This is a genomic window from Streptomyces paludis (assembly GCF_003344965.1).
Classification (GTDB): domain Bacteria; phylum Actinomycetota; class Actinomycetes; order Streptomycetales; family Streptomycetaceae; genus Streptomyces; species Streptomyces paludis.
Genome location: NZ_CP031194.1, coordinates 6,969,323 through 6,991,630, shown reverse-complemented (window position 1 = coordinate 6,991,630; position 22,308 = coordinate 6,969,323). Strand labels below are relative to the sequence as shown.

Sequence of the window (22,308 nt, the reverse complement as noted above, 5' to 3'; positions counted from 1 at the left end):
GAAGGAAGGCATAAGGGAATCGTGATCATCTCTTCCGTACGACGACGAAGTCGGCGAGCGCGACGAGCTGCGCCCGGACCTTTTCCGGCATGTCCACACCATCCAGAGCCTCGATGGCGACCGCGTGCTGTCTGCGGGCCTCCTGAGAGGTCCACTCACGGCCACCAGCTTCCTCGATCAACGCCGCGCGGGTGGCGAACTCTTCCTCGGAAAAGGTCTCGAAATCATTGCTTTTCGCATCGGCGGCCAGCAGTTCACCGAGCCGTCGCGACGCCGGGCCGCCCGCGGCGAGCGCGGCGACGACCGGCAGGGACTTCTTGCGCTGGCGCAGATCGCTCCAGGTCTGCTTGCCGGTGGCCTCGGGATCGCCCCAGATGCCGAGGAGATCGTCGACGGCCTGGAAGGCCAGCCCGAGGTGGTGCCCGTACGCCTCCAGCGTGTCGGCCGTCCGGTCGTCGGCGCCGCCGAGGACCGCGCCGATGGAGACCGCGCAGGCCAGCAGGGCGCCGGTCTTGTTGCCCTCCATCTCCAGGCACTCCTCGACCGTGACCCGCTCGCGGTGCTCGTAGGAGATGTCCTGGGCCTGACCGTCGATCAGCTTGCGGGTGGCGGTGGTCAGCCGGCGGGTGGCCCGGCCCGCCTCGACGGTGCCGATCTCCAGCAGCAGTTCGTTGGCGAGGGCGAAGAGCGCGTCACCGACGAGGATGGCCTGGGCGGGCCCGTGCACCTTCCAGACGGTGTCGCGGTGGCGGCGCTGCTCGTCACCGTCCATCAGATCGTCGTGCAGCAGCGAGAAGTTGTGGACCAGCTCCACGGCGACGGCGCCGGGGATGCCCGTCTCCGGGGGCGCTCCGGCCGCTTCGGCGGAGAGCAGCGCGAGCGCCGGGCGCACCGCCTTGCCGCCGTCGCCGTCGGCGGGCCGGCCGTCGGCGTCGATCCAGCCGAAGTGGTAGGCGGCGACGGTGTCCATGGGCGGGGCGAGCCGGTCGACGGCGGCGCGCAGCACCGGTGTGGACAGGGCTCGGCCGCGTTCCAGCAGCGCGTAGACGTCCGCGGTGTCGACAGCCGGATGGGCCGGGGGCACGGTCGGCACGGTCTCTCCTCTTGTTCCAGTACTCGTTGGTGCGGTACTCGGGCTCATGCCGCCTCCTCCAAGGGGTGTTCATGGCGGCGGCCGAGGGCGGAGAGGGCCGCGCCGGCGGCGCTGAAGCCGCTGCGCACAGCGCCCTCCATGGTCGCGGGCCAGCCGGTGGCGGTCCATGCGCCGGCCAGGAAGAGGCCGGGGGCGCGGGTACGGGCGGCGGGCCGCAGCCGGTCCACGCCGGGGGCGGGAGCGAACGTGGCCGTCCGTTCCCGGGTGACGAAGAAGTCCCGTACCTCCGCGTCCCGGGTGGGCGGCAGCAGGCGTTCGAGTTCGGGAAGGTAGCGGGCGCGCAGCTCCGCGACGGGGGCGTCGATCTCGTCGGCGGCGTCCGACTGGGAGAGCGCCAGATACTGGCCGTCCTTCAGTCCGGACGCGTCGGTACGGTCGAAGACCCACTGGACGGGGGTGCCGAGCGCGGCGAAGAAGGGGCGGCGCAGGACCGGGCGGTCGTAGACCACGTGGATGTTGAGGATCGGCGCGGTGCCGATCTCCCGCAGCCGCTCCGGGTGGTCCAGCGCGCCGTCGGGCAGCAGGTCGTGGGTCTCGCGCTGGGGTACGGCGAGGACGACGGCGTCGGCTTCGAGGCGCTCGCCGTCCGTGTCCACGTGCCAGCCGGCGCCCTCGGGGGCGCGGGTGACGGAGTGGACGCGGGTGCGCAGCTCGGTCCGTACACCGGCGGAGTCCAGCGCCTTGCGGGCCAGGGTGTCGTGCAGGTCGCCGAGCGGGACGCGGGCCCAGCCGATGTCGGCGGCGCCGGGCTCGGAGAGCAGTCCGGTGCGGAAGACCATCGCGGCGAGCGCGAGGGAGGTGTGCGGGGCGGTGGCGTTGAGGGTGGCCACGCCGACGAGGTCCCAGAGGGCCTCGATGGTCCGGTCGGACTGTCCGTGCCGGCGCAGCCAGGTGGCGAAGTCGGTGTCGCCCAGGGCGGGGTCACCGAGGTCGAGCCGCTGGAGCGCGAGCGCGGCGCGGCCGACGGAGGCGCGTTCCGCGAGGGAGAGATGCGGGTACGTGGCGAGCCCGGGGGCCAGGTGGAGCGGTACGGGCAGCCCGGTGCGGCGGATCCGGCCGAGCCGGCGTCCGGCGGGCGCGTCGAGGTCGACCACGGGGACGTCCAGCCGGTCCTGGAGGGGCGCGAGCGCGGCGCCGTCCACCCGGTCGAGGAACCACCGGTAGGCGGTGCAGCAGCGCAGATAGACATGCTGGCCGTTGTCGACGACGAGGTCCCCGCGCCGGAAGGAGAACGCGAGTCCGCCGAGCCTGGGCCGTCCTTCCACGAGCGTCACCCGCACCCCCGCGTCGGCGAGCTGAAGGGCGGCGGTGATCCCGGCGAGCCCAGCGCCGACCACGACCGCGTGGTGGGCCCGTGTGCCGTCCTCGGTCGACCTCATACGTTCCCTCCTACGGCCGTCGTAGTCAGGGACGCGTCATTCGAACGGGAGGTTGAGCGAATTAGAGGCCGCGCGGATAGGTGGGGCGGAGGAAGGAGCGGGGCGAGGGGCAAGCATGGCAAGGCGGAGGAGAGAGGCGACGCGGAGGGGGCACCTCCCACGCCCTTAAGACAGTGGGGGAGTCGTGGACCGACGACAACGCCGCCAGGCGCCGCCCATCGCCCCGCGACGCCGCCCCACCTATCCGCGCGGCCTCCAAGATGGGCGCATACGTTCGAAAGGGGGCGGGAGGGGCGTCCGGTGACGGACGGGACCTCCGCGCCCCGCGCGCGGAGGCGCATCAGCCGCGCCTCCTGACGCTCTGCCGCGAGATGTGCCGGGCGTCGAGTCCGGACAGCCCGCGCACCGCGACATACGCCTTCTCGTGCCCCGGCAGCGAGACCCGGCCGCGCAGCACGGCCTCCGGGTCGCGCTCGATACGGTCCAGCAGCCGCCGGTAGATCCCCGCCATGGCGGCCGTACAGGCACCGCTGCGCCGGTCCAGCAGGGGCAGCAGCCGCAGCCCCTCGGCGAACAGCGCGCGGGCGCGGCGCACCTCGAAGTGCACCAGCCCGGCGAAGTCGGCGCCGGGCGGCGGGGTGGCGTCGCGGAAGCCGGCGGAGCAGCCGAACTTGGCGAGGTCGTCGGCGGGCAGATACGTACGCCCGTTGCCCGCGTCCTCGCGGACGTCCCGCAGGATGTTGGTCAGCTGGAGGGCGAGCCCCAGCGTGTCGGCGTACTCGGCGGCGCGCTCGGCGCCCGGCGCGCCCTCCACCGTGCCGAACACACCGAGCGACACCCGGCCCACGGCGCCCGCGACGCACCGGCAGTAGACCTTCAGGTCGTCCCAGGTCTCGTAGGTGTCGCCGCGCACGTCCATCAGGACGCCGTCGATCAGCTCGTCGAGTCCGCCGAGCGGGATCGGGAAGCGCCGGACGGCGTCCGCGAGCGCGACCGCGACCGGGTCGGTGTCGTACTCGTCGACCTCGTCCGCGCGGACCCGGTCCAGCAGCGCGCGGGTGTCGTCGAGCCGCGCCTGCTTGGTCTCCGGCGCGAGCGTGCCGTCGCCGATGTCGTCCACCCGGCGGGCGAGCGCGTACATCGCGGACAATGCCTGCCGCTTCTCGGTCGGCAGCAGTCTGATCCCGTAGGCGAAATTACGGGCCTGCTGTCCGGTGACGGCCTCGCAGTAGCTGTAGGCCGCCAGTACCGGCGCGGACATGGGCGTCTGTCCCTCCACGTTCCGGCTCACCCCTCTCTGTGCGCACTTCGCAGGACAGCTCCCACTTCGCGCAGCAGACGCGGCTTGGTGGGTCTGGGCGGCCCGGGCAGCACATCGTGCCCGGCGGCCGCGATCGAGACGAGGGCGGCGCGCCCTCCGGCGACGAATCCGGCGAGCAGCAGCCGGAGCCGGCCGTGGACGCTGCCCACCAGGGGCGCTCCCTCGGCGAGCAGCAGGCGGGCCCGTTCGGCCTCGTAAGCGATGAGGGAGCGTACGGACGCGTTCCCGGTGGGGGCGGTCAGGTCCGCCTCGGTGACACGGAAGCGCTTCATGTCCTCGGCGGGCAGATAGACCCGGTCGCGGCCGAGGTCCTCGGTCACGTCCTGGAGGTGCTCGACGATCTGGAGCGCGGTGCAGACGGCGTCGGAGCGGCGGATCCGCTCGGGGGTCGCGGTGCCGGTGATGCCGAGGACCAGCCGGCCGACCGGGTTGGCGGACAGCTCGCAGTAGGCGAGCAGGTCGTCGTACGTCTCGTACCGCCGGACCAGCTGGTCCTGGCGGTTGGCCGCGACCAGTCCGAGGAACGGTCCGGGGGTGAGCGCGCGGCGCCGCACGGTCGGGATCAGGCCGCGCAGCAGCGGGTGCCGGGGCGCCGGTCCGTCCGGGGCGAAGACGCGCCGCAGATCGGCCTCGAAGGCGTCGAGCATCGCCACCCGGTCGTCGGCGCGCGCGGGCTCGACGCCGAGGTGGCGGGCGTCGGCGCCGCCGGGGGCCAGATCGCCGTCGCCGATGTCGTCGACGAGCCGGGCGAAGCCGTACACGGCCATCAGGTCGTCGCGCCAGGCGCGCGGCAGGAAGAAGGGGGCCACCGGGAAGTTCTCGTCGGCGGCCTTGTCCAGGGTGGTGCGCGAGGAGGAGTCGGGGTGTACCCGAGGGGTGCCGGTCACCGCGGACGGCCCGGTACGGGGACGGCGGAACCCTCGCGGAGCTGGAGATCTTCCGTCATTGCCGTCACGTCTCCCGTTCTACACTGCCGACTCAATACATCCCATTTCGGACACGCCGCCCGTCACACCGAGTACCGGAGGCCGCTCGGCGGGCCGGTCGGCCCTGCGGGTATTGGCCCCACTTGCCGCGAATCGGCCCGGCCCAGCTTACGTTGTACGGCCAAGGGGAACACGCCGGGGTGCGGGGCGTATGACGAGAACGTCGCAGGGGCCCCCAACCGTCCCCCGGGGCAGCGGACTTGACCCAAAGATGACCTTCGGGGCCGGTGGTCAGGACCCCCGGTACGGCCCGGCCCCCGCCGGAGCCGCTCCGACGGGGGCCGTACGTCCGCTTCCGGGACCGGCTACTTGCCGGTCTCCTTCTCGTACGCCTTGATGACCTCGTCGGTCGGGCCGTCCATCAGCAGCTCGCCCTTCTCCAGCCAGAGCACCCGGTCGCAGGTGTCCCTGATCGACTTGTTGCTGTGGCTGACCAGGAAGACCGTGCCGGCCTCCTTGCGCAGCTCGCGGATCCGCTGCTCGGAGCGGATCTGGAACCGGCGGTCGCCGGTGGCCAGCGCCTCGTCGATCATCAGCACGTCGTGGTCCTTGGCGGCGGCGATGGAGAACCGGAGCCGGGCGGCCATGCCGGAGGAGTACGTCCGCATCGGGAGGGTGATGAAGTCGCCCTTCTCGTTGATGCCGGAGAAGTCGACGATCGACTGGTACCGGTCGCGGATCTGTTCGCGCGTCATGCCCATGGCGAGACCGCCGAGGATGACATTGCGCTCACCGGTCAGGTCGTTCATCAGGGCCGCGTTGACACCCAGCAGCGAGGGCTGGCCGTCGGTGTAGACCTTGCCGCTCTCCGCGGGCAGCAGCCCCGCGATGGCGCGCAGCAGGGTCGACTTGCCCGAGCCGTTGGTGCCGATCAGTCCGATCGCCTCGCCCCGGTACGCGGTGAAGGTGACCCCCCGTACGGCGTGCACCTTGCGGACGCCGCGCGCCGACTCGGTCTTCTCCCGGCGGAGTATGCGGCTCAGGGCCGCGGTCGCGCTGCCCCGGGCGCTGCCGCCGGTGTTGACGCGGTACACGATGTGCACGTCGTCGGCGATGACGGTGGGGATCCGCCCCTGCGTCTGCTGCTCAGCCACGGCCGTACCGCTCCTCAGCCTTCCAGAAGTACACGAAACCGGCCACGCCCAGCAGTACGGACCACAGCAGCGCGACCGCCCAGACGTGCGCGGGCAGGTTCTGCGAGCCGTAGCCGTCGATCAGCGCGTACCGGACGAGATCCATATAGATGGCGGCCGGGTTGTACTGGAGGATGTCCGCGATCCAGGACGGCTTGCCCTCCAGCATGACCGGGATGGAGAACATCACGCCGGACGAGTACATCCACGTCCGCATGATGAAGGGCATCAGCTGGGCGAGGTCCGGGGTCTTGCTGCCCAGCCGCGCCATGATCAGCGCGAGCCCGGTGTTGAAGAGGAACTGGAGCGCCAGCGCGGGCACCACCAGCACCCAGGCGAGCCGGGGGTAGCTGCCGAAGGAGACGGCCACCACGATCAGCACGATCATCGAGAACATCAGCTGCTGGAGCTGCTGGAGCGCGAACGAGACCGGCAGCGAGGCCCGGGGGAAGTGCAGCGCCCGGACCAGGCCCAGGTTCCCGGAGATCGCGCGGACCCCCGCCATCACCGAGTTCTGGGTGAAGGTAAAGACAAAGACCCCGGTGACCAGGAAGGGGATGAAGACTTCCTGCGAGAAGCCCTTCCGGGTACCGAGGATCAGTCCGAAGATCAGGTAGTAGACAAGGGCGTTCAGCAGCGGTGTCGCCACCTGCCAGAGCTGCCCGAGCTTCGCCTGGCTGTACTGGGCCGTGAGCTTCGCCTGGGAGAACGCCAGAATGAAGTGGCGTCTGCCCCACAGCTGGCGGACGTAGTCCCGCAGTCCGGGCCGGGCACCGCTCACCGCCAGCCCGTACTTGGCGGCGAGATCCGCCGGGGACAGACCGTCGTCGGGCGAAGGGGGGGCGCTCACAGCGATCGCTCCCTCTTGGGTTGTGTCACTCACAAGTTGAAACTTTCGTGTTCAAGATGCGCAGCCGGGTCGGGCACGGGACACGGAAACCGTGCCCCTGGGGGGAATGAACCGTGTCCCTGGGGGGATTAGGCCCGATGCTCTCAGAGCGAGGCGAGCTTGTCAGATGACGGGGGGTCGCCCCAACCGGGTCAGCCGCCACACCGTACGCCACTTCATGGGACGGCGCGGTCCGCACGGAGTCGCCCAGCCCTCCCGGAACCCGCCGAACCACGCCTTCAGCGCCGGTACGGAGGGCCGCCTGACCAGGGTGAGCAGCAGCCACACCCCGAGGTAGACGGGGACGAGGGGCGCCGGGAGGTTGCGGCGGGCCAGCCAGACCCGGTTCCTGGCGACCATGCGGTGGTAGACGGCGTGCCGGGACGGCGGCATCGTCGGGTGCAGCAGCACCATGTCGGCGCGGTAGTCGATCATCCACCCGGCGTCCAGCGCGCGCCAGGCGAGGTCGGTCTCCTCGTGCGCGTAGAAGAAGTCGCCGGGCAGCGGCCCGACCTCGGCGAGGACCTTCGTCCGTACCGCGTTGGCGCCGCCGAGGAACGTCGTCACCCGGGACGACCGCAGCGGGTCCGCGGCACGCAGCCGGGGCACATGGCGGCGCTGGGTGAGTCCGGTCTCCGGGTCCGCGATCCGGAAGCCGACGATTCCGAGGGCGGGATCGCCGGCGAACGCGGCGCGGACCAGCTCGGCGGTGTCCGTCCGCTCCAGCAGCCCGTCGTCGTCGAGGAAGAGCAGCACATCGACCTCGCTGCCGGCCGCGCCGAACGCCTCGATCCCGACGTTGCGGCCGCCGGGGATGCCCAGGTTCTCGGGCAGCTCGACGGTCCGCACCCCGGCCGGGACGGCGCCCACGGGGGCGCCGTTCCCGACCACGACGGTCTCGATCGGGTCGCCGTCCTGCCGGGCGACCGAGTCGAGCAGCGCCCGCAGTTCGCCGGGGCGCTCCCCCATGGTGATGATCACCGCGCCCAGCGTCGGCCCGGACCGCGGGTCGCTCACTTCAGCCTGCTGGACGCCAGGATGGAGACCAGGTGCAGCAGCGTCTGGAGCAGCGCGATCCCGGCGAGGACCGCGATGCCGAGACGGGTGAAGTACAGATCGCCCCGGACCGAGTCCACGATCGCCAGCAGCAGGATCAGCAGGGACGCCTCGATACCGAGGATGAGCCGGTGGAACTTGAGCGCCCCGGCGGCCCTGCGGGCCAGCGCCATCCCGGACGAACGCGGCTCGGAGGCCGACTCCTTGACCGGGGCGAGCCCCTGCTGATGCCGGGCGACACCGACCAGGTCGGTCTCGGCCTTGACCAGGATGGCGCCGAGGGCGGCGAGCGTACCGAGGAAGGCCCACAGCCAGTCGATCCGGCCGGTGCCCCACAGATCGGCGCCCCGCAGCCCGAAGCCGACCAGGACGGCCGCGTCGCACAGATAGGCGGCGACCCGGTCCAGATACACCCCGGTCATCGAGTACTGCTTCTTCCAGCGGGCGATCTCCCCGTCGACGCAGTCCAGCAGCAGATAGAGCTGGACCGCCAGCACGGCGAGCAGCGGGCCCGTGATGCCCGGCACCAGAAGGGCGGGCGCGGCGAGGGCACCGGCGACGGTCATCACGTATGTCAGCTGGTTGGGCGTGACCCGCGTGTTCACCAGGTACCGGTCGACGCGGAGCGAGACCTCCCGCATGTACAGGCGCCCGGCCCAGTGCTCACCGCTGCGCCGGTCCTTCACTCCCACCGGGTGTACGACCGGGCGGAGTTCAGCTACTGATGGTCTTGGCATAGTCGGCGTACGCGTCCCTGATCTGGTCGGTGGACAGGTCGAGGTGTTCCAGGATGGTGAAGCGGCCCGGACGGGTCTGCGGCGCGTAGGCGACGGCCCGGACGAACTCGTCCGCGGTGAAGCCGATCTCCTGGGGCAGCACCGGCAGTCCGTGCCGGCGCAGCACCTCGGTGAACAGCTGTGACTCCTCGCGGGCGCCGCGCAGATGCATGGCGAAGGCGGCGCCGAGGCCGACCTGTTCGCCGTGGGGCGCCGAACGCTTGGGATAGAGGAGGTCGAAGGCGTGGCTGATCTCGTGGCAGGCGCCGGACGAGGGGCGGGTGTCCCCGCTGATCGACATGGCGATGCCGGAGAGGACGAGCGCCTCGGCGAGGACGATGAGGAACGCGTCGTCCCCGACGCCGCCGGGGTGGCGCAGTACGGCCTCACCGGCGGTACGGGCCATGGCGGCGGCGAGCCCGTCGACGGACTCGCCGCTGATCCGGTGCGACAGCTCCCAGTCCGCGATGGCCGAGATGTTGGAGACGGCGTCCCCGATCCCGGAGCGGACGAAGCGCGGCGGGGCGTCGCGGATCACGTCCAGGTCGACGACCATCGCGATGGGGGTCGGAACGCCGTACGAGCCGCGGCCGTTGTCGTTGTCGAGGATGGAGACCGGCGAACAGATGCCGTCGTGCGAGAGGTTGGTGGCGACGGCCACCATCGGCAGCCCGACCCGGGCGGCGGCGTACTTGGCCACGTCGATGATCTTGCCGCCGCCGAGGCCGACCACCGCGTCGTACCGCTTGCCCTTGATGTCGTCGGCGAGCTTGACCGCCGAGTCGATCGTGCCGTCGGTGACGCCGTACCAGTCGGCGTCGGGGAGCACCGGCCCCAGCCGGTCGCGCAGCGCCCGGCCCGAGCCGTCGCTGATGGCGATCGCGAGCCGGCCGGAGTTGGAGATCCGCTGGTCCGCGAGGAGCCCGGCGAGACCGTCCATGGCGCCGGTCCGGATGTCGACGACGACCGGCGAGGGGATCAGCCGGGTCAGTACTGGCACGCGATCTCCCGGCCCTTCGCGAGGTCGGCGTGGTTGTCGATCTCGACCCAGGGGATGTCACCGACGGGCATCACGTCGAGGGTGAGGCCGCGGTTGACCAGCTCCTGGTAGCCGTCCTCGTAGTAGAGGTCGGGGTCGCGCTCGAAGGTGGTCCGCAGCGCGTCGGCGAGGTCGGCGGCGGCCTCGGGCTCGATCAGGGTGACCCCGATGTACTCGCCGGTGGCGGTGGCCGGGTCCATCAGCTTGGTGATCCGGGTGACACCCTTGGCGCCGTCGGTGATGACCTTCATCTCCTCGTCGGCGAGCTGCTTCACCGTGTCGAGGGCGAGGATGATCCGGCGGCCCTCGCCGCGCGCGGCGAGCAGGTCCTTCTCGACGGAGACGGGGTGCACGGTGTCGCCGTTGGCGAGGATCACGCCCCGGGCGAGGACCTCGCGGGCGCACCAGAGGGAGTAGGCGTTGTTCCACTCCTCGGCCTTGTCGTTGTCGATCAGGGTGAGCTTGAGCCCGTACGTCTCCTCCAGGGCGGCCTTGCGCGCGTACACGGCCTCCTTGCGGTAACCGACGACGATGGCGGCCTCGGTGAGGCCGACGGCGGCGAAGTTGCCCAGCGTCAGGTCGAGGACGGTGGTGGTGCCCTCCCCGGCGGGGTCGACGGGCACGAGGGCCTTGGGCAGCGTGTCGGTGTAGGGGCGCAGACGCCGTCCGGCACCGGCGGCGAGTACGAGGCCGATCATGCGGGTTCTCCTTCGTCATGTACGGCGGGGGCTCCGGAGGAGACCCAGAACCGGATGGACTCCACGAGCGCGATCAGCGCCACGGCGGCGGCGAGGACCGTCAGGGCCGGCGGGAGGCCGGGTCCGCGGGGGGCGAGGGCGGCGGCCAGGACGACCAGGAACGTACGGCCCTCGTGCCCGCCGAGCGCCAGGACGAGCCGGCGGGGCGGGGCTCCGGCGCCGCCGCGGATGCGGTACACCGTGTCGTAGTGATGGTAGGCGACGGCCGCCACCAGCCCGAACGCCGCGGGCAGGGCGCCGGGGACATCGGCGCGGGCGCCGACGACCAGGATCGTGCTGTACTCGGCCGCCCGGAAGACCGGCGGGACCAGCCAGTCGAGCGCGCCGCCCATCCGGCGGGCGACGGCGAGGCCGGAGGTCAGCACGTACACCAGGGCGCCGAGGAGGGGGAGGGGGCCGTCGAGGGGCGCGAGGGCCGCCGCGCCGACGACCGCGGCGCCGCCCACCAGGGCGATCAGGAAGGGCAGCGCGCCGGGGAGCGCGCGGGCCGGGCGGCGCAGCACCCGGCCGACGCCCTCGGCGAGCGGGCCCGAGTCCGCGAGGTCGGCGAGCGCGCGGGCTGCCCGGTCGGTCCGTACGGCCTTGCGGGTCACCGAGCGCAGCACCCGGCCGGCGGTGGTGTAGCAGGCGGCGAAGGCGCAGCCGGCGAGCAGGGCGTAGAAGACGATCCGGGGCGTGGTCAGGGCCGTGAGCACGGCGATCATGGCCCAGCGCTCACCGATCGGCAGGACGATCATGCGGCGTACCCAGACCGTCCAGCCGACGCTGTCGAGCCGGCTGGAGAGGGCGGAGGTGGGGGTGCCGACCACGGCCTTGCCGTCGGCCGCCGCGGTGGCGGCGTCGGCGTTGGCCTCGTTGAACGAGAAGTCGATGAAGTGCCGGCAGCTCTGGAGGACCATCGCGGCGAGCGCGAGCGCCCAGACGTCGTCGCCGCCGCGGGCCGCGCCGAGCGCGAGGCCCGCGTAGTACGCGTACTCCTTGGCGCGGTCGAACGTGGCGTCCAGCCAGGCGCCCAGGGTGGAGTACTGGAGCGAGTAGCGGGCGAGCTGTCCGTCGGTGCAGTCCAGGACGAAGGAGAAGATCAGCAGCGCCCCGGCGGCGACATAGCCGCCACGGGTGCCGGTGGCCGCGCAGGCCGCCGCGATCAGGGCGGTGACCAGCGAGGCGGTGGTGACCTGGTTGGGGGTCAGTCCGCGCCGGGCGCACCAGCGGGCGAGATAGCGGGAGTACGGGCTGATGCAGAAGGTGGTGAAGAACCCGTCGCGGGCCTTCACGGCGGAGCGCAGCCGTACGGCCTCGTCGTCCACGGCGGCGACGGCCTCGGCAGCGCGCGTCCGGGCCTCCGCGTCGTCCGGTACGGCGGCGACGAGCGACCCCAGCTCCGGCCGGGTGACCGCGGTGCCGTCGGCGTCGAGCGCGGCGGCGAGGCGGTCGGGCAGGGCGGCGGCCGGGGAGCCGGTGAGCGGCGCGTGGGCGGCGACGGCGGTGGCCGCGCCGCGGCCGGACCCGTCCGCGCCTGTCCCCTCGGCACCGGGAGCGTCCGTGCCGGGGACGTCCGTGCCGGCCGGCGGCCGGTCGCCCGGGTCCGTCGCCGGGACGAGGGCGCGCAGCAGCGCGGGCCTGGCCTCGGGCTGGACGGTGAGCGCGCCGGGGACGGCGGCGGCGGGGAACCGGGGGTCGGTGAGCCCCAGGCGCAGCGCGTGGACATGGCCGACGAAGCGGGGGTCGACGAGGGCGACCCGCTCACCGGGGGCGGCGGAGGCGATCAGCCGCCGGGCGCCGTCGGCGTCCGGCGCGGTGTGCACGTCGAAACCCAGGGCCCGGAGATCGCCTTCGAGCGGCGATCCGGGTACCGGAGGACCGGCGAGGATGGCGGTCGACAGACGAACTCACTCCTTGGCGCTGATCAGGGCTGGGGGCGTGGCGGGGGCACCCGGAAATCCGGGAAATCCGGCGATGTCCGGGCGGCGGCACGTCGGCAGAGGCTATCGGATGGCGGCAAGAGCGAGTTCACCGCCCGTTCGGGGCCCGTTGTCCCGCCGGACGTCCCGCGCCGTACGCGTTGTCCGCGCCGGAACGCTCCCGTCCGGTGATCATCATCATCGATCGCCCCCGCCCCCACAAACCCCGCCTTTACGCCGCCGCTACCGCCAGGCCCCCTCCCGGCCAAGCCCTAGGCTGGCCCCATGACGTGGCTGATCACAGGCGGAGCGGGTTATATCGGGGCACATGTGGCGCGGTCGATGGCCGACGCGGGTGAGCGGGTGGTCGTACTCGACGATCTGTCGAGCGGCTTCGCCGAGCGGCTGCCCGCGGAGATCCCGCTGGTGGAGGGCTCGGTGCTGGACCGGGAGCTGCTCGACCGCACCCTGGCCGCGCACCGGGTCACCGGCGTGGTGCACCTGGCGGGGAAGAAGCGGGTGGGCGAGTCCGTCGAACGGCCGCTGGCGTACTACCGGGAGAATCTGCACGGGCTGACGGTGCTGCTGGAGGCCGTGGTGGCGGCCGGGGTCCGGCGCTTCCTCTTCTCGTCGTCCGCCGCCGTGTACGGCGTGCCCGATGTGGAGTTGATCACGGAGACGACCCCGGCGGCGCCGATCAATCCGTACGGCGAGACCAAGCTCGCGAGCGAGTGGCTGGTCCGGGCGACCGGGCAGGCGCACTCGGTGGCCACCGGCTGTCTGCGCTACTTCAACGTGGCGGGCGCGGCCCTGCCCGAGCTGTCGGACACCGGGGTGTTCAACATCGTCCCGATGTTCTTCGACCGGATCACCCGGGGCGAGGCCCCGACGATCTTCGGCGCCGACTACCCGACCCCGGACGGCACCTGTGTCCGCGACTACATCCATGTCGCGGACATCGCGGAGGCGCATCTCGCCGCCGCGCGCCGGCTGGCCGAGCGGGACCTGTCCGGGGAGTACGGGGACCTGACGGTCAACATCGGCCGCGGCGAGGGCGTCTCGGTCCGTGAGCTGGCCGATCTGGTGGCGGACGTGACCGGTGACCGTACGCCGCCGGTGGTCGGCGCGCGGCGGCCCGGGGACGCCGCGCGGGCGGTCGCCGCGGTCGGGCTGATCACCGAGGAGCTGGGCTGGACGGCGCGGCGCGGGATGCGCGAGATGGTCGAGTCGGCCTGGGAGGGCTGGCGGCTGCGCCATCCGGTGGCCCCGGTCGGCTGACCGGCCGGGCCGGCCGCCCCCGTACCGGCACCCCCTGCCCCGAAGCTCTGACCTGCGAACATTTCCGCAGGTCAGAGCATATGACAACGGTGTTCAGTGCCGTGTTGCCGGATACCCCCCACCCGTGTTCATCTGGCGTGGTCGAGGCATCGTCGGGACGACCGGAGGGACCGGGTCATGGGGGCAGGGCACAGCCACGGACACACACACGCGGGACCGCCGGGGGGCACCGCCACGGCGGCCTACCGCGGCCGGCTGCGGATCGCGCTGTCGATCACGCTGTCCGTGATGGTGATCGAGATCGTCGGCGGGATCCTCTCCGACTCGCTCGCCCTGCTCGCCGACGCGGCGCACATGGCGACGGACGCGGTGGGGCTGGCGATGGCGCTGCTGGCGATCCACTTCGCGGGCCGGCCTGCCGACACGAAGCGCACTTTCGGCTTCGCGCGGGCCGAGATCCTCGCCGCGCTGGCCAACTGTCTGCTGCTGCTCGGTGTGGGCGGTTTTCTGCTGTACGAGGCGATCGACCGCTTTGTCTCGCCGCCGGAGACCAAGAGCGGACTGACCATCGTCTTCGCCCTCATCGGCATGCTGGCCAATCTGATCTCCCTCTCGCTGCTGATGCGCGGGCAGCGCGAGAGTCTCAATGTGCGCGGCGCGTATCTGGAGGTCCTCGCGGACACGCTCGGCTCGTTCGCCGTGCTGGTCTCGGCCGGGATCATCATGACGACCGGATGGCAGACCGCCGACCCGATCGCGGGCCTGGTGATCGGCCTCATGATCGTTCCGCGTACGCTCAAGCTGCTCCGGGAGACGCTGGACGTGCTGCTGGAGGCGGCTCCGAAGAACGTGGACATGGGCGAGGTACGGGCGCACATGCTGGCCCTGCCCGGGGTGGCGGACGTACACGATCTCCATGTCTGGACGATCACCTCGGGGATGCCGGTGCTCTCGGCGCATGTGGTGGTCGACCAGAGCGCGCTGGACGCGGCCGGCCATGAGCAGATGCTCCACGATCTCCAGGGGTGCCTCGGTCATCACTTCGACGTAGAGCACTGCACGTTCCAGCTGGAGCCCAGGGGGCACGCGGAGCACGAGGCGGGCCTCTGCCACTGACCCCGCCCGGGCCGCCGGACATGCCCGCGCCTCCGAAGTGCGGACACGGGGCTTTTGTACGGCAGACTTGGCAGCTGAGGCCCGAAGCGAAGGATGGTTATGCCGACCACACCAGTCACTACGGCGAACAGCTCGTCGAACGGCACACAAGAAACGATCATGCTGGAGCTGGTCGACGAGAACGGCAACACCATCGGCACCGCCGAGAAGCTCAGCGCCCATCAGCCACCGGGCCGGCTGCACCGGGCGTTCTCGGTCTTCCTCTTCGACCAGCGGGGACGGCTGCTGATCCAGCGCCGCGCGCTCGGCAAGTACCACTCCCCCGGTGTCTGGTCGAACACCTGCTGCGGGCATCCGTACCCCGGCGAGGCGCCGTTCGCCGCGGCGGCCCGCCGGACCCACGAAGAGCTGGGCATCTCGCCCTCGCTGCTCGCCGAGGCGGGCACGGTGCGCTACAACCACCCCGACCCCGGGTCCGGACTGGTGGAGCAGGAGTACAACCACCTCTTCGTCGGGCTGGCGCGGTCCCCGCTCGCCCCGGACCCGGACGAGGTCGGCGAGACCGCGTTCGTGACCCCCGCGGAGCTGGCCGCGCGCCATGCCGAGGGGCCGTTCTCCGCGTGGTTCATGACCGTGCTGGACGCCGCCCGCCCGGCGGTCAGGGAGCTGACCGGAGCGGCCGGGGGCTGGTGACGCTCCCGCCCGGCGGCTCCGCGGCCACCGGGCACATGAGGGGCAGCACGGCCCAGACGATCTTTCCCCCGCCGGCGGTGTGCTCGACTCCGCAGCCTCCGCCGGCCTCGCGGGCGGTCTCCCGTACGAGCAGCAGCCCGCGCCCGCCGGTCCGTGTGTGGTCCGTCTCCAGGGCCGTGGGCCGGTAGGGATGGCCGTCCTCGACGGAGACCCGGATCCACTCCGCGCCGACGGCGATCTCCACGGCCAGTTCCGGCGAGAGCACCGCCGCGTGCCGCACGGCGTTGGTGACCAGCTCGGAGACGATGAGCAGCACGCTCGCGACGACGCCGTCCCTGACCGGCACGCGCCGTCGTCTCAGCAGATCCCGCACGGTGTGCCGGGCGCGCGGTACGGAGACCTCGACGGCGGGCGCGGTGAAGCGCCAGACCCCCTCGTACGGCAGCGGCCGGACCGCGACCGGGACGCTTGTGCGGCTCTCCATGCTGGGGTACCCACCTTCGGTTCGGCCGTACGCGCTCTCCTCCGAGTGTGCGGACGGGACGGACGCGCCCCGAGGTATTGAACACAAGTCAGTTGTCATTGGCGTCCCATGGGCACGGCGGGATCGCATGTGACCGAAAGTGCCTCGGTCCATATGGATATGGACCGCCCGCCGACCGGTCGAAGGCCGTCTTCCGCACCCGGGGCGCTGTCCGCGCCGGGGATACGATCCGGCGTATGGAGTCCGGACTGCTGCACACCGTCGCCGACGGCATCGCCACGGTGGTCATCCACCACCCCGCCAAGCGCAACGCCATGACCGTGCCGATGTGGCGCGAGCTGCCGGTGCTGCTCGGGCGGCTGGCGGCCGATCCCGCCGTACGGACGCTCGTCCTGACCGGGTCGGGCGACACCTTCTGCGCGGGCGCGGACATCGCGTCGCTGCGGGAGCCGGAGTGCCGGGAGGACCCGCCGGCGCTGGCGGTACGGGCCGAGGAGGCGCTGGCGGCCTTTCCCCGGCCGACGATCGCCGCCGTACGGGGGTACTGCGTGGGCGGCGGCTGCCAGTTGGCGGCGGCCTGCGATCTGCGGTTCACGGAGGAGGGCGCCCGCTTCGGGGTCACCCCGGCGCGGCTCGGGATCGTCTACCCGGAGGTGTCGACCCGGCGGCTGGCCGCGCTCGTGGGGCCCGCGACCGCCAAGTACCTGCTGTTCTCGGCCGAGTTGATCGACGCGGAGCGGGCGCTGCGCACCGGGCTGGTGGACGAGGTGCTGCCGGCCGGGGAACTGGACAAGCGGGTCACGGAGTTCGCCCGGGTGCTCGGCACGCGCTCGGCGCTGACCCAGGAGGCTGCCAAGGAGTTCCTCTCGGGCCGCACCGACCGGGGCGCGTACTGGGCGGAGCGGGCGCGGGCCGGTGGTGACACGGCGGAGGGGGTCGCCGCCTTCCTGGAGGGGCGCGCGCCGGTGTTCGACCGGCCCGTACCCCGCGCTCCCTCGGACGCCGGGCGCCGTCCGTGACCGGCCGCGGCCCGGGCGCCCCCGGGGTTGCCACGGGTGCGGGGCACCGGGGCGGCGGTCCGCCCGTACCAACCAGTCGGTAACGTGGCGCTATGACCACTCTGCCCGAGCGTGCCGGCCGACACTGTCAGGCCGTCGTCAATCCGCTCCACTCGGCCGTCTACTTCTCCCCCGACCTCACCCGCGAGTTCGCGTTCCTCGGGGTCGACGACGCGCGGTCCGCCTACTTCGCGGCCCGGGCGGCGCCGCTCGGCCGCGTCGGCACGGGGGCCGTCACCGCGGCCTTCTACAACTTCAAGCACGACCATGTCGCCCGGCACGTACCGGGCGTGTGGGACACCGTCTCCCCCGAGGAGGCGCTCGCCGCGCGGCTGCGCGCCGCCGACACGCTGCTGCGCCGGCTGCTCGGCGAGGAGGCCATCGCCTCGGCGGAGCTGGCCGAGGCGGCCGGACTGGCCCTGCGCGCCGCCGGGGCGGGCAGCCGCCCCGGCCGCCCGCTCTACGCGGCCAACGCGGACCTGCCGGTGCCCGAAGCGCCCCATCTGGCCTTCTGGCACGCCGCGACGCTGCTGCGCGAACACCGCGGCGACGGGCATCTCGCCCTGCTGCTGACCGCCGGGCTCGACCCGCTGGAGGCACTGGTCAGCCACACCGCGAGCGGCCACGGCATGTCGCCCCGGTGGATCCTGGACAGCCGGGGCTGGAGCACGGCGGAGTGGGAGGCCGCCGAGGAGCGGCTGCGCGAGCGCGGGCTGCTGAACACCGACGGCGGGCTGACCGAGGCGGGCACCCGGCTGCGCAAGGACCTGGAGAGCGACACCGACCGGCTCGACCGGGCCCCGTACGAGCAGCTGGGCGCGGCGGGGGTCGCCCGGCTCACCGAGCTGGCGAAGGGCTTCACCGCGACGGCGCTGGCGGCCGGGGCGTTCCCCGCCGAACTCTTCCACTGAGACGGCGGCGCGGCCGGGCACCTTCCACCGACCGCCCGCCGGTCGCGCCCGCCACTGTCACAGCCACCTGCCACAATGCAGACGGCGGACGACAGAACAGCGGAGCGTGATCGTGACGACATCCATCGAAGGCAAGATCGCCGGGGAACTCGGCGTACGCGAGCGGCAGGTGAGGGCCGCCGTCGAGCTGCTCGACGGCGGGTCGACCGTGCCGTTCATCGCGCGCTACCGCAAGGAAGCGACCGAGATGCTCGACGACGCCCAGCTGCGCACCCTGGAGGAGCGGCTGCGCTATCTGCGGGAGCTGGAGGACCGGCGGACCGCGATCCTGGAGTCGGTGCGGGAGCAGGGCAAGCTCGACGACGCGCTGGAGGCGGCCATCCGGTCCGCCGACACGAAGGCGCGCTTGGAGGACATCTATCTGCCGTTCAAGCCCAAGCGGCGCACCAAGGCGCAGATCGCCCGGGAGGCCGGTCTGGAGCCGCTCGCCGACGGGCTGTTGGGCGACCCGTCTGTGGAACCGCTCGCCGCCGCCTCGGCGTTCGTCGACGCGGACCGGGGTGTCGCGGACCCGGCCGCCGCGCTGGAGGGCGCCCGCGCCATCCTCACCGAGCGGTTCTCCGAGGACGCCGACCTCATCGGCGAGCTGCGCGAGCGGATGTGGACCCGGGGCCGGCTCGTCGCGAAGGTGCGCGCGGGCAAGGAGGAGGCCGGGGCCAAGTTCGCGGACTACTTCGACTTCGCCGAGGCGTTCCCGAAGCTGCCCTCGCACCGGGTCCTCGCCATGTTCCGGGGCGAGAAGGAGGACGCCCTCGATCTGGTCATGGAGCCCGAGGAGCCGTCCGAGCAGCCCGGTCCGAGTACGTACGAGACGATGGTCGCCCGGCGCTTCGGCGTCGCCGACCGGGGCCGCCCCGGCGACAAGTGGCTCGGGGACACGGTCCGGTGGGCCTGGCGGACCAGGATCCTGACGCACCTCGGGCTCGATCTGCGGCTGCGGCTGCGGACCGCCGCCGAGGACGAGGCCGTCCGGGTCTTCGCCTCCAACCTGCGGGACCTGCTGCTGGCAGCGCCGGCCGGGACGCGCGCCACGCTCGGGCTCGACCCCGGGTTCCGTACCGGCGTGAAGGTCGCCGTGGTCGACGCCACCGGCAAGGTCGTCGCGACGGACACGATCCATCCGCACGTCCCGGCCAATCGCTGGGACGAGTCGCTGAACAGGCTGGCCCGGCTGGCGAAGGAGCACGCGGTCGACCTCATCGCCATCGGCAACGGCACGGCGTCCCGGGAGACCGACAAGCTCGCCGGTGAGCTGTGCGCCCGGCACCCGGAGCTGAAGCTCACGAAGGTGATGGTCTCCGAGGCCGGTGCCTCGGTCTACTCCGCCTCGGCGTTCGCCTCGCAGGAGCTGCCGGAGCTGGATGTGTCGATCCGCGGCGCGGTCTCCATCGCGCGCCGGCTCCAGGACCCGCTGGCCGAACTGGTGAAGATCGATCCCAAGTCCATCGGCGTCGGCCAGTACCAGCACGACCTGTCCGAGGTGAAGCTCTCCCGCTCGCTCGACACCGTCGTCGAGGACTGTGTCAACGGCGTCGGCGTCGATGTCAACACGGCGTCCGCGCCGCTGCTCTCGCGGGTCTCGGGGATCAGCGCGGGGCTCGCCGAGAACATCGTCGCCCACCGCGACACGAACGGGCCCTTCCGCTCCCGCCGCGCGCTCAAGGACGTGGCGCGGCTGGGCCCCAAGGCGTACGAGCAGTGCGCGGGCTTCCTGCGTATCCGGGACGGGGACGATCCGCTGGACGCCTCGTCGGTGCACCCCGAGGCGTATCCGGTGGTGCGGTCGATGGTGAAGACCACCGGGGGCGAGGTCGCCTCGCTCATCGGGAACACCTCGGTGCTCCGGTCGCTGCGGCCCGCCGACTTCGTCAACGACTCCTTCGGGCTGCCGACCGTCACGGACATCCTGCGCGAGCTGGAGAAGCCCGGCCGGGACCCCCGGCCCGCGTTCCGGACGGCCACGTTCAAGGACGGCGTCGAGAAGCTCGGCGACCTGGAGTCCGGGATGGTGCTGGAGGGCGTCGTGACGAATGTCGCGGCGTTCGGGGCGTTCGTGGACATCGGGGTGCACCAGGACGGGCTGGTCCATGTCTCGGCCATGTCCCGGACCTTCGTGAAGGACCCGCGCGAGGTCGTGAAGCCGGGCGATGTGGTCCGGGTCAAGGTCATGGACATCGACATCCCGCGCAAGCGGATCTCGCTGACGCTGCGGCTGGACGACGAGTCGCCCACGGGTGACCGGGCGAAGCAGGAACGGTCGGGGGGCGGGGCCGGTGGCCGCGCGCCGCAGCAGCGGCAGAGCGGCGGGGGTGGTGGCGGCCGGCGGCAGGGTGCGCCGGCGCCGAAGTCCGGGGCGGCAAGGTCCGCGCCGGCCCCGGCGAACAGCGCGATGGCCGACGCGCTGCGCCGGGCCGGGCTCACGGACCCGGGACGCGGCGGCAAGCGGTAGAGAGAGCGGGGACTGTCCCGGACGGTGGGCAGGGGACGGCCGTCGCCCCCGCCCACCGGTCCTGGGGTGTGACGGCCGCCGGGCCTACGCCTCCGTCACCCGGCCCGCCTCCAGCCGGAAGCGCCGTGTCGTGCGGACGGCGTTCAGCATGCGGCGGTCGTGGGTGACCAGGAGGAGCGTGCCGTCGTAGGAGTCGAGCGCCGACTCCAGCTGTTCGATGGCCGGCAGGTCCAGATGGTTGGTGGGCTCGTCCAGGACCAGCAGGTTGACGCCCCGGCCCTGGAGCAGCGCCAGGGCCGCGCGGGTGCGCTCGCCCGGGGAGAGCGTCGTCGCCGGGCGGCCCAGATGGTCCGACTTGAGGCCGAACTTGGCGAGGAGCGTACGGATCTCGGCCGGTTCGGTGTCGGGGACGGCCGGGCGGAACGCGTCGAGGAGCGTCTCCGGGCCGTGGAAGAGCGCGCGGGCCTGGTCGACCTCGCCCACCACCACCCCGGAGCCCAGCGACGCGTGGCCCGCGTCCAGCGGGAGACGGCCGAGAAGGGCCGCCAGCAGGGTGGACTTGCCGCTGCCGTTGGCGCCGGTGATGGCGACCCGGTCCGTCCGGTCGATCTGGAGCGTCACCGGGCCGAGACGGAAGCCGCCCCGCGCCACCTCCGCGCCGTTGAGCACGGCGACGACCGCGCCCGAGCGGTCGGCCGAGGCGATCTCCATCCGCAGCTCCCACTCCTTGCGGGGCTCCTCGACGACATCCAGGCGTTCGATCAGACGCTGGGTCTGGCGCGCCTTGGCGGCCTGCTTCTCGGTGGACTCCGTACGGAGGTTGCGGCCGATCTTGTCGTTGTCGGTCGCCTTGCGGCGGGCGTTCTTGACGCCCTTCTCCATCCAGGCGCGCTGGGTGCGGGCGCGGGACTCCAGCGACGACTTCCGGTCCGCGTACTCCTCGAACTCCTCACGGGCGTGGCGGCGGGCCGTCTCGCGCTCTTCGAGATACGCCTCGTAGCCGCCGCCGAAGAGGGTGATCTTCTGCTGGGCCAGGTCGAGTTCGAGGATCTTGGTCACGGTGCGGACGAGGAACTCCCGGTCGTGGCTGACGACGACCGTGCCGGCGCGCAGACCGGTGACGAAGTTCTCCAGGCGTTCGAGGCCGTCCAGATCGAGATCGTTGGTGGGCTCGTCCAGCAGGAAGACGTCGTACCGCGAGAGCAGCAGCGAGGCGAGGCCCGCGCGGGCGGCCTGGCCGCCGGAGAGGGTCGTCATGGGCTGGTCGAGCCCGACGGTCAGACCCAGCGACGCGGCGGTCTCCTCGGCCCGTTCGTCCAGATCGGCGCCGCCGAGGCTCAGCCAGCGCTCCAGTCCGGCGGCGTAGGCGTCGTCGGCGCCGGGCGCGCCGTCCACGAGCGCCTGGGTGGCCTCGTCCAGCGCGGTCTGCGCGGCGGTGACTCCCGTACGGCGGCCGAGGAAGTCCCGTACCGTCTCGCCCGCGCGGCGTTCCGGTTCCTGGGGCAGATGGCCCACGGCGGCGGTCGGCGGGGAGAGCCGGAGCTGCCCCTGCTCGGCGGTGTCGAGTCCGGCGAGCAGCCGGAGCAGGGTGGACTTGCCGGCGCCGTTGGCGCCCACGAGTCCGATCACGTCTCCGGGCGCGACGACGAGGTCGAGTCCCGAGAAGAGCGAGCGGTCCCCGTGGACTGCGGCGAGATCCTTGGCTACGAGCGTGGCTGTCATCAGACCGCCGATCCTAACGGGGGGCCACGGTACGGGGCACGCCGTTATGCGCGGGCACGCCGCTGTGCGGCGGAGCGGTGACCATGGTCACGATTGTGTACGGGAGCCACCCTGATTCGGCCCCGGTCCTCCCCGCCGAATGGGCC

General features: G+C 72.5%; 19 protein-coding genes. 6 read left to right on the top strand and 13 right to left on the bottom strand.

Going from position 1 to position 22,308, the window contains the following annotated elements:
- Positions 1-25: 25 nt before the first annotated feature.
- The 11 genes from DVK44_RS30850 to DVK44_RS30800 form a co-directional block, all read right to left on the bottom strand.
- Positions 26-1,084 (bottom strand): polyprenyl synthetase family protein, encoded by a 1,059-nt coding sequence (locus DVK44_RS30850; RefSeq protein ID WP_162794297.1) that lies wholly within the window; start codon positions 1,082-1,084, stop codon positions 26-28.
- A 53-nt stretch (positions 1,085-1,137) separates the two neighbouring features.
- Complete coding sequence (gene hpnE / locus DVK44_RS30845) at positions 1,138-2,532, bottom strand: hydroxysqualene dehydroxylase HpnE (RefSeq protein WP_114663915.1); 1,395 nt, start codon at positions 2,530-2,532, stop codon at positions 1,138-1,140.
- A gap of 340 nt (positions 2,533-2,872) precedes the next feature.
- Entirely contained in the window at positions 2,873-3,823 is a 951-nt protein-coding gene (gene hpnD / locus DVK44_RS30840) for a presqualene diphosphate synthase HpnD (RefSeq protein WP_408055373.1), read from the bottom strand.
- The gene (hpnC, locus tag DVK44_RS30835; protein ID WP_114663914.1) at positions 3,820-4,740 is read right to left on the bottom strand and encodes a squalene synthase HpnC; all 921 of its coding nucleotides are present in this window, start codon (positions 4,738-4,740) and stop codon (positions 3,820-3,822) included. The genes hpnD and hpnC overlap by 4 nt, the downstream gene beginning before the upstream one ends.
- 404 nt (positions 4,741-5,144) lie before the next feature.
- The gene (locus DVK44_RS30830; protein WP_114663913.1) at positions 5,145-5,933 is read right to left on the bottom strand and encodes an ABC transporter ATP-binding protein; all 789 of its coding nucleotides are present in this window, start codon (positions 5,931-5,933) and stop codon (positions 5,145-5,147) included.
- Entirely contained in the window at positions 5,926-6,855 is a 930-nt protein-coding gene (locus tag DVK44_RS30825) for an ABC transporter permease (protein ID WP_114663912.1), read from the bottom strand. Before DVK44_RS30825 ends, DVK44_RS30830 begins: the two co-directional genes overlap by 8 nt.
- 129 nt (positions 6,856-6,984) lie before the next feature.
- On the bottom strand, positions 6,985-7,830 hold the full coding sequence (locus DVK44_RS30820; RefSeq protein ID WP_114665545.1) for a glycosyltransferase family 2 protein: 846 nt from the start codon (positions 7,828-7,830) through the stop codon (positions 6,985-6,987).
- A 44-nt stretch (positions 7,831-7,874) separates the two neighbouring features.
- Positions 7,875-8,654 carry a CDP-alcohol phosphatidyltransferase family protein gene (locus DVK44_RS30815; RefSeq protein WP_114663911.1) on the bottom strand — a complete coding sequence of 260 codons (780 nt, stop codon included), beginning with the start codon at positions 8,652-8,654 and terminating at the stop codon, positions 7,875-7,877.
- Entirely contained in the window at positions 8,632-9,693 is a 1,062-nt protein-coding gene (locus DVK44_RS30810) for an iron-containing alcohol dehydrogenase family protein (protein WP_114663910.1), read from the bottom strand. Before DVK44_RS30810 ends, DVK44_RS30815 begins: the two co-directional genes overlap by 23 nt.
- Complete coding sequence (locus DVK44_RS30805) at positions 9,681-10,430, bottom strand: phosphocholine cytidylyltransferase family protein (RefSeq protein WP_114663909.1); 750 nt, start codon at positions 10,428-10,430, stop codon at positions 9,681-9,683. The genes DVK44_RS30810 and DVK44_RS30805 overlap by 13 nt, the downstream gene beginning before the upstream one ends.
- Positions 10,427-12,373, bottom strand: a complete 1,947-nt coding sequence (locus DVK44_RS30800; protein ID WP_114663908.1) for a DUF5941 domain-containing protein — start codon at positions 12,371-12,373, stop codon at positions 10,427-10,429. Before DVK44_RS30800 ends, DVK44_RS30805 begins: the two co-directional genes overlap by 4 nt.
- A gap of 303 nt (positions 12,374-12,676) precedes the next feature.
- On the opposite strand from DVK44_RS30800, the gene galE reads away from it, so the two are divergent.
- The 3 genes from galE to idi all read left to right on the top strand — a co-directional run bounded on the left by galE (position 12,677) and on the right by idi (position 15,478).
- The gene (galE, locus tag DVK44_RS30795; protein WP_114663907.1) at positions 12,677-13,669 is read left to right on the top strand and encodes a UDP-glucose 4-epimerase GalE; all 993 of its coding nucleotides are present in this window, start codon (positions 12,677-12,679) and stop codon (positions 13,667-13,669) included.
- 177 nt (positions 13,670-13,846) lie between these two features.
- Complete coding sequence (locus DVK44_RS30790; protein ID WP_114663906.1) at positions 13,847-14,785, top strand: cation diffusion facilitator family transporter; 939 nt, start codon at positions 13,847-13,849, stop codon at positions 14,783-14,785.
- A gap of 99 nt (positions 14,786-14,884) precedes the next feature.
- Positions 14,885-15,478: an isopentenyl-diphosphate Delta-isomerase gene (gene idi, locus DVK44_RS30785; RefSeq protein WP_114663905.1), complete on the top strand. Its 594-nt coding sequence runs from the start codon at positions 14,885-14,887 to the stop codon at positions 15,476-15,478.
- Here the strand turns inward: idi and DVK44_RS30780 are convergent.
- Positions 15,444-15,962 (bottom strand): ATP-binding protein, encoded by a 519-nt coding sequence (locus DVK44_RS30780; RefSeq protein WP_114663904.1) that lies wholly within the window; start codon positions 15,960-15,962, stop codon positions 15,444-15,446. The genes idi and DVK44_RS30780 overlap by 35 nt on opposite strands.
- A gap of 236 nt (positions 15,963-16,198) precedes the next feature.
- Between DVK44_RS30780 and DVK44_RS30775 the strand changes: the two genes are divergently transcribed.
- The 3 genes from DVK44_RS30775 to DVK44_RS30765 all read left to right on the top strand — a co-directional run bounded on the left by DVK44_RS30775 (position 16,199) and on the right by DVK44_RS30765 (position 20,440).
- On the top strand, positions 16,199-16,981 hold the full coding sequence (locus DVK44_RS30775; RefSeq protein ID WP_114663903.1) for an enoyl-CoA hydratase/isomerase family protein: 783 nt from the start codon (positions 16,199-16,201) through the stop codon (positions 16,979-16,981).
- Between the two features lie 92 nt (positions 16,982-17,073).
- Positions 17,074-17,931 (top strand): SCO6745 family protein, encoded by an 858-nt coding sequence (locus DVK44_RS30770; protein WP_114663902.1) that lies wholly within the window; start codon positions 17,074-17,076, stop codon positions 17,929-17,931.
- A 112-nt stretch (positions 17,932-18,043) separates the two neighbouring features.
- Complete coding sequence (locus DVK44_RS30765) at positions 18,044-20,440, top strand: Tex family protein (protein ID WP_114665544.1); 2,397 nt, start codon at positions 18,044-18,046, stop codon at positions 20,438-20,440.
- 84 nt (positions 20,441-20,524) lie between these two features.
- Here DVK44_RS30765 and DVK44_RS30760 read toward each other — a convergent pair whose 3' ends face one another.
- Positions 20,525-22,162 (bottom strand): ABC-F family ATP-binding cassette domain-containing protein, encoded by a 1,638-nt coding sequence (locus tag DVK44_RS30760; protein WP_114663901.1) that lies wholly within the window; start codon positions 22,160-22,162, stop codon positions 20,525-20,527.
- Between the last annotated feature and the right edge of the window lie 146 nt (positions 22,163-22,308).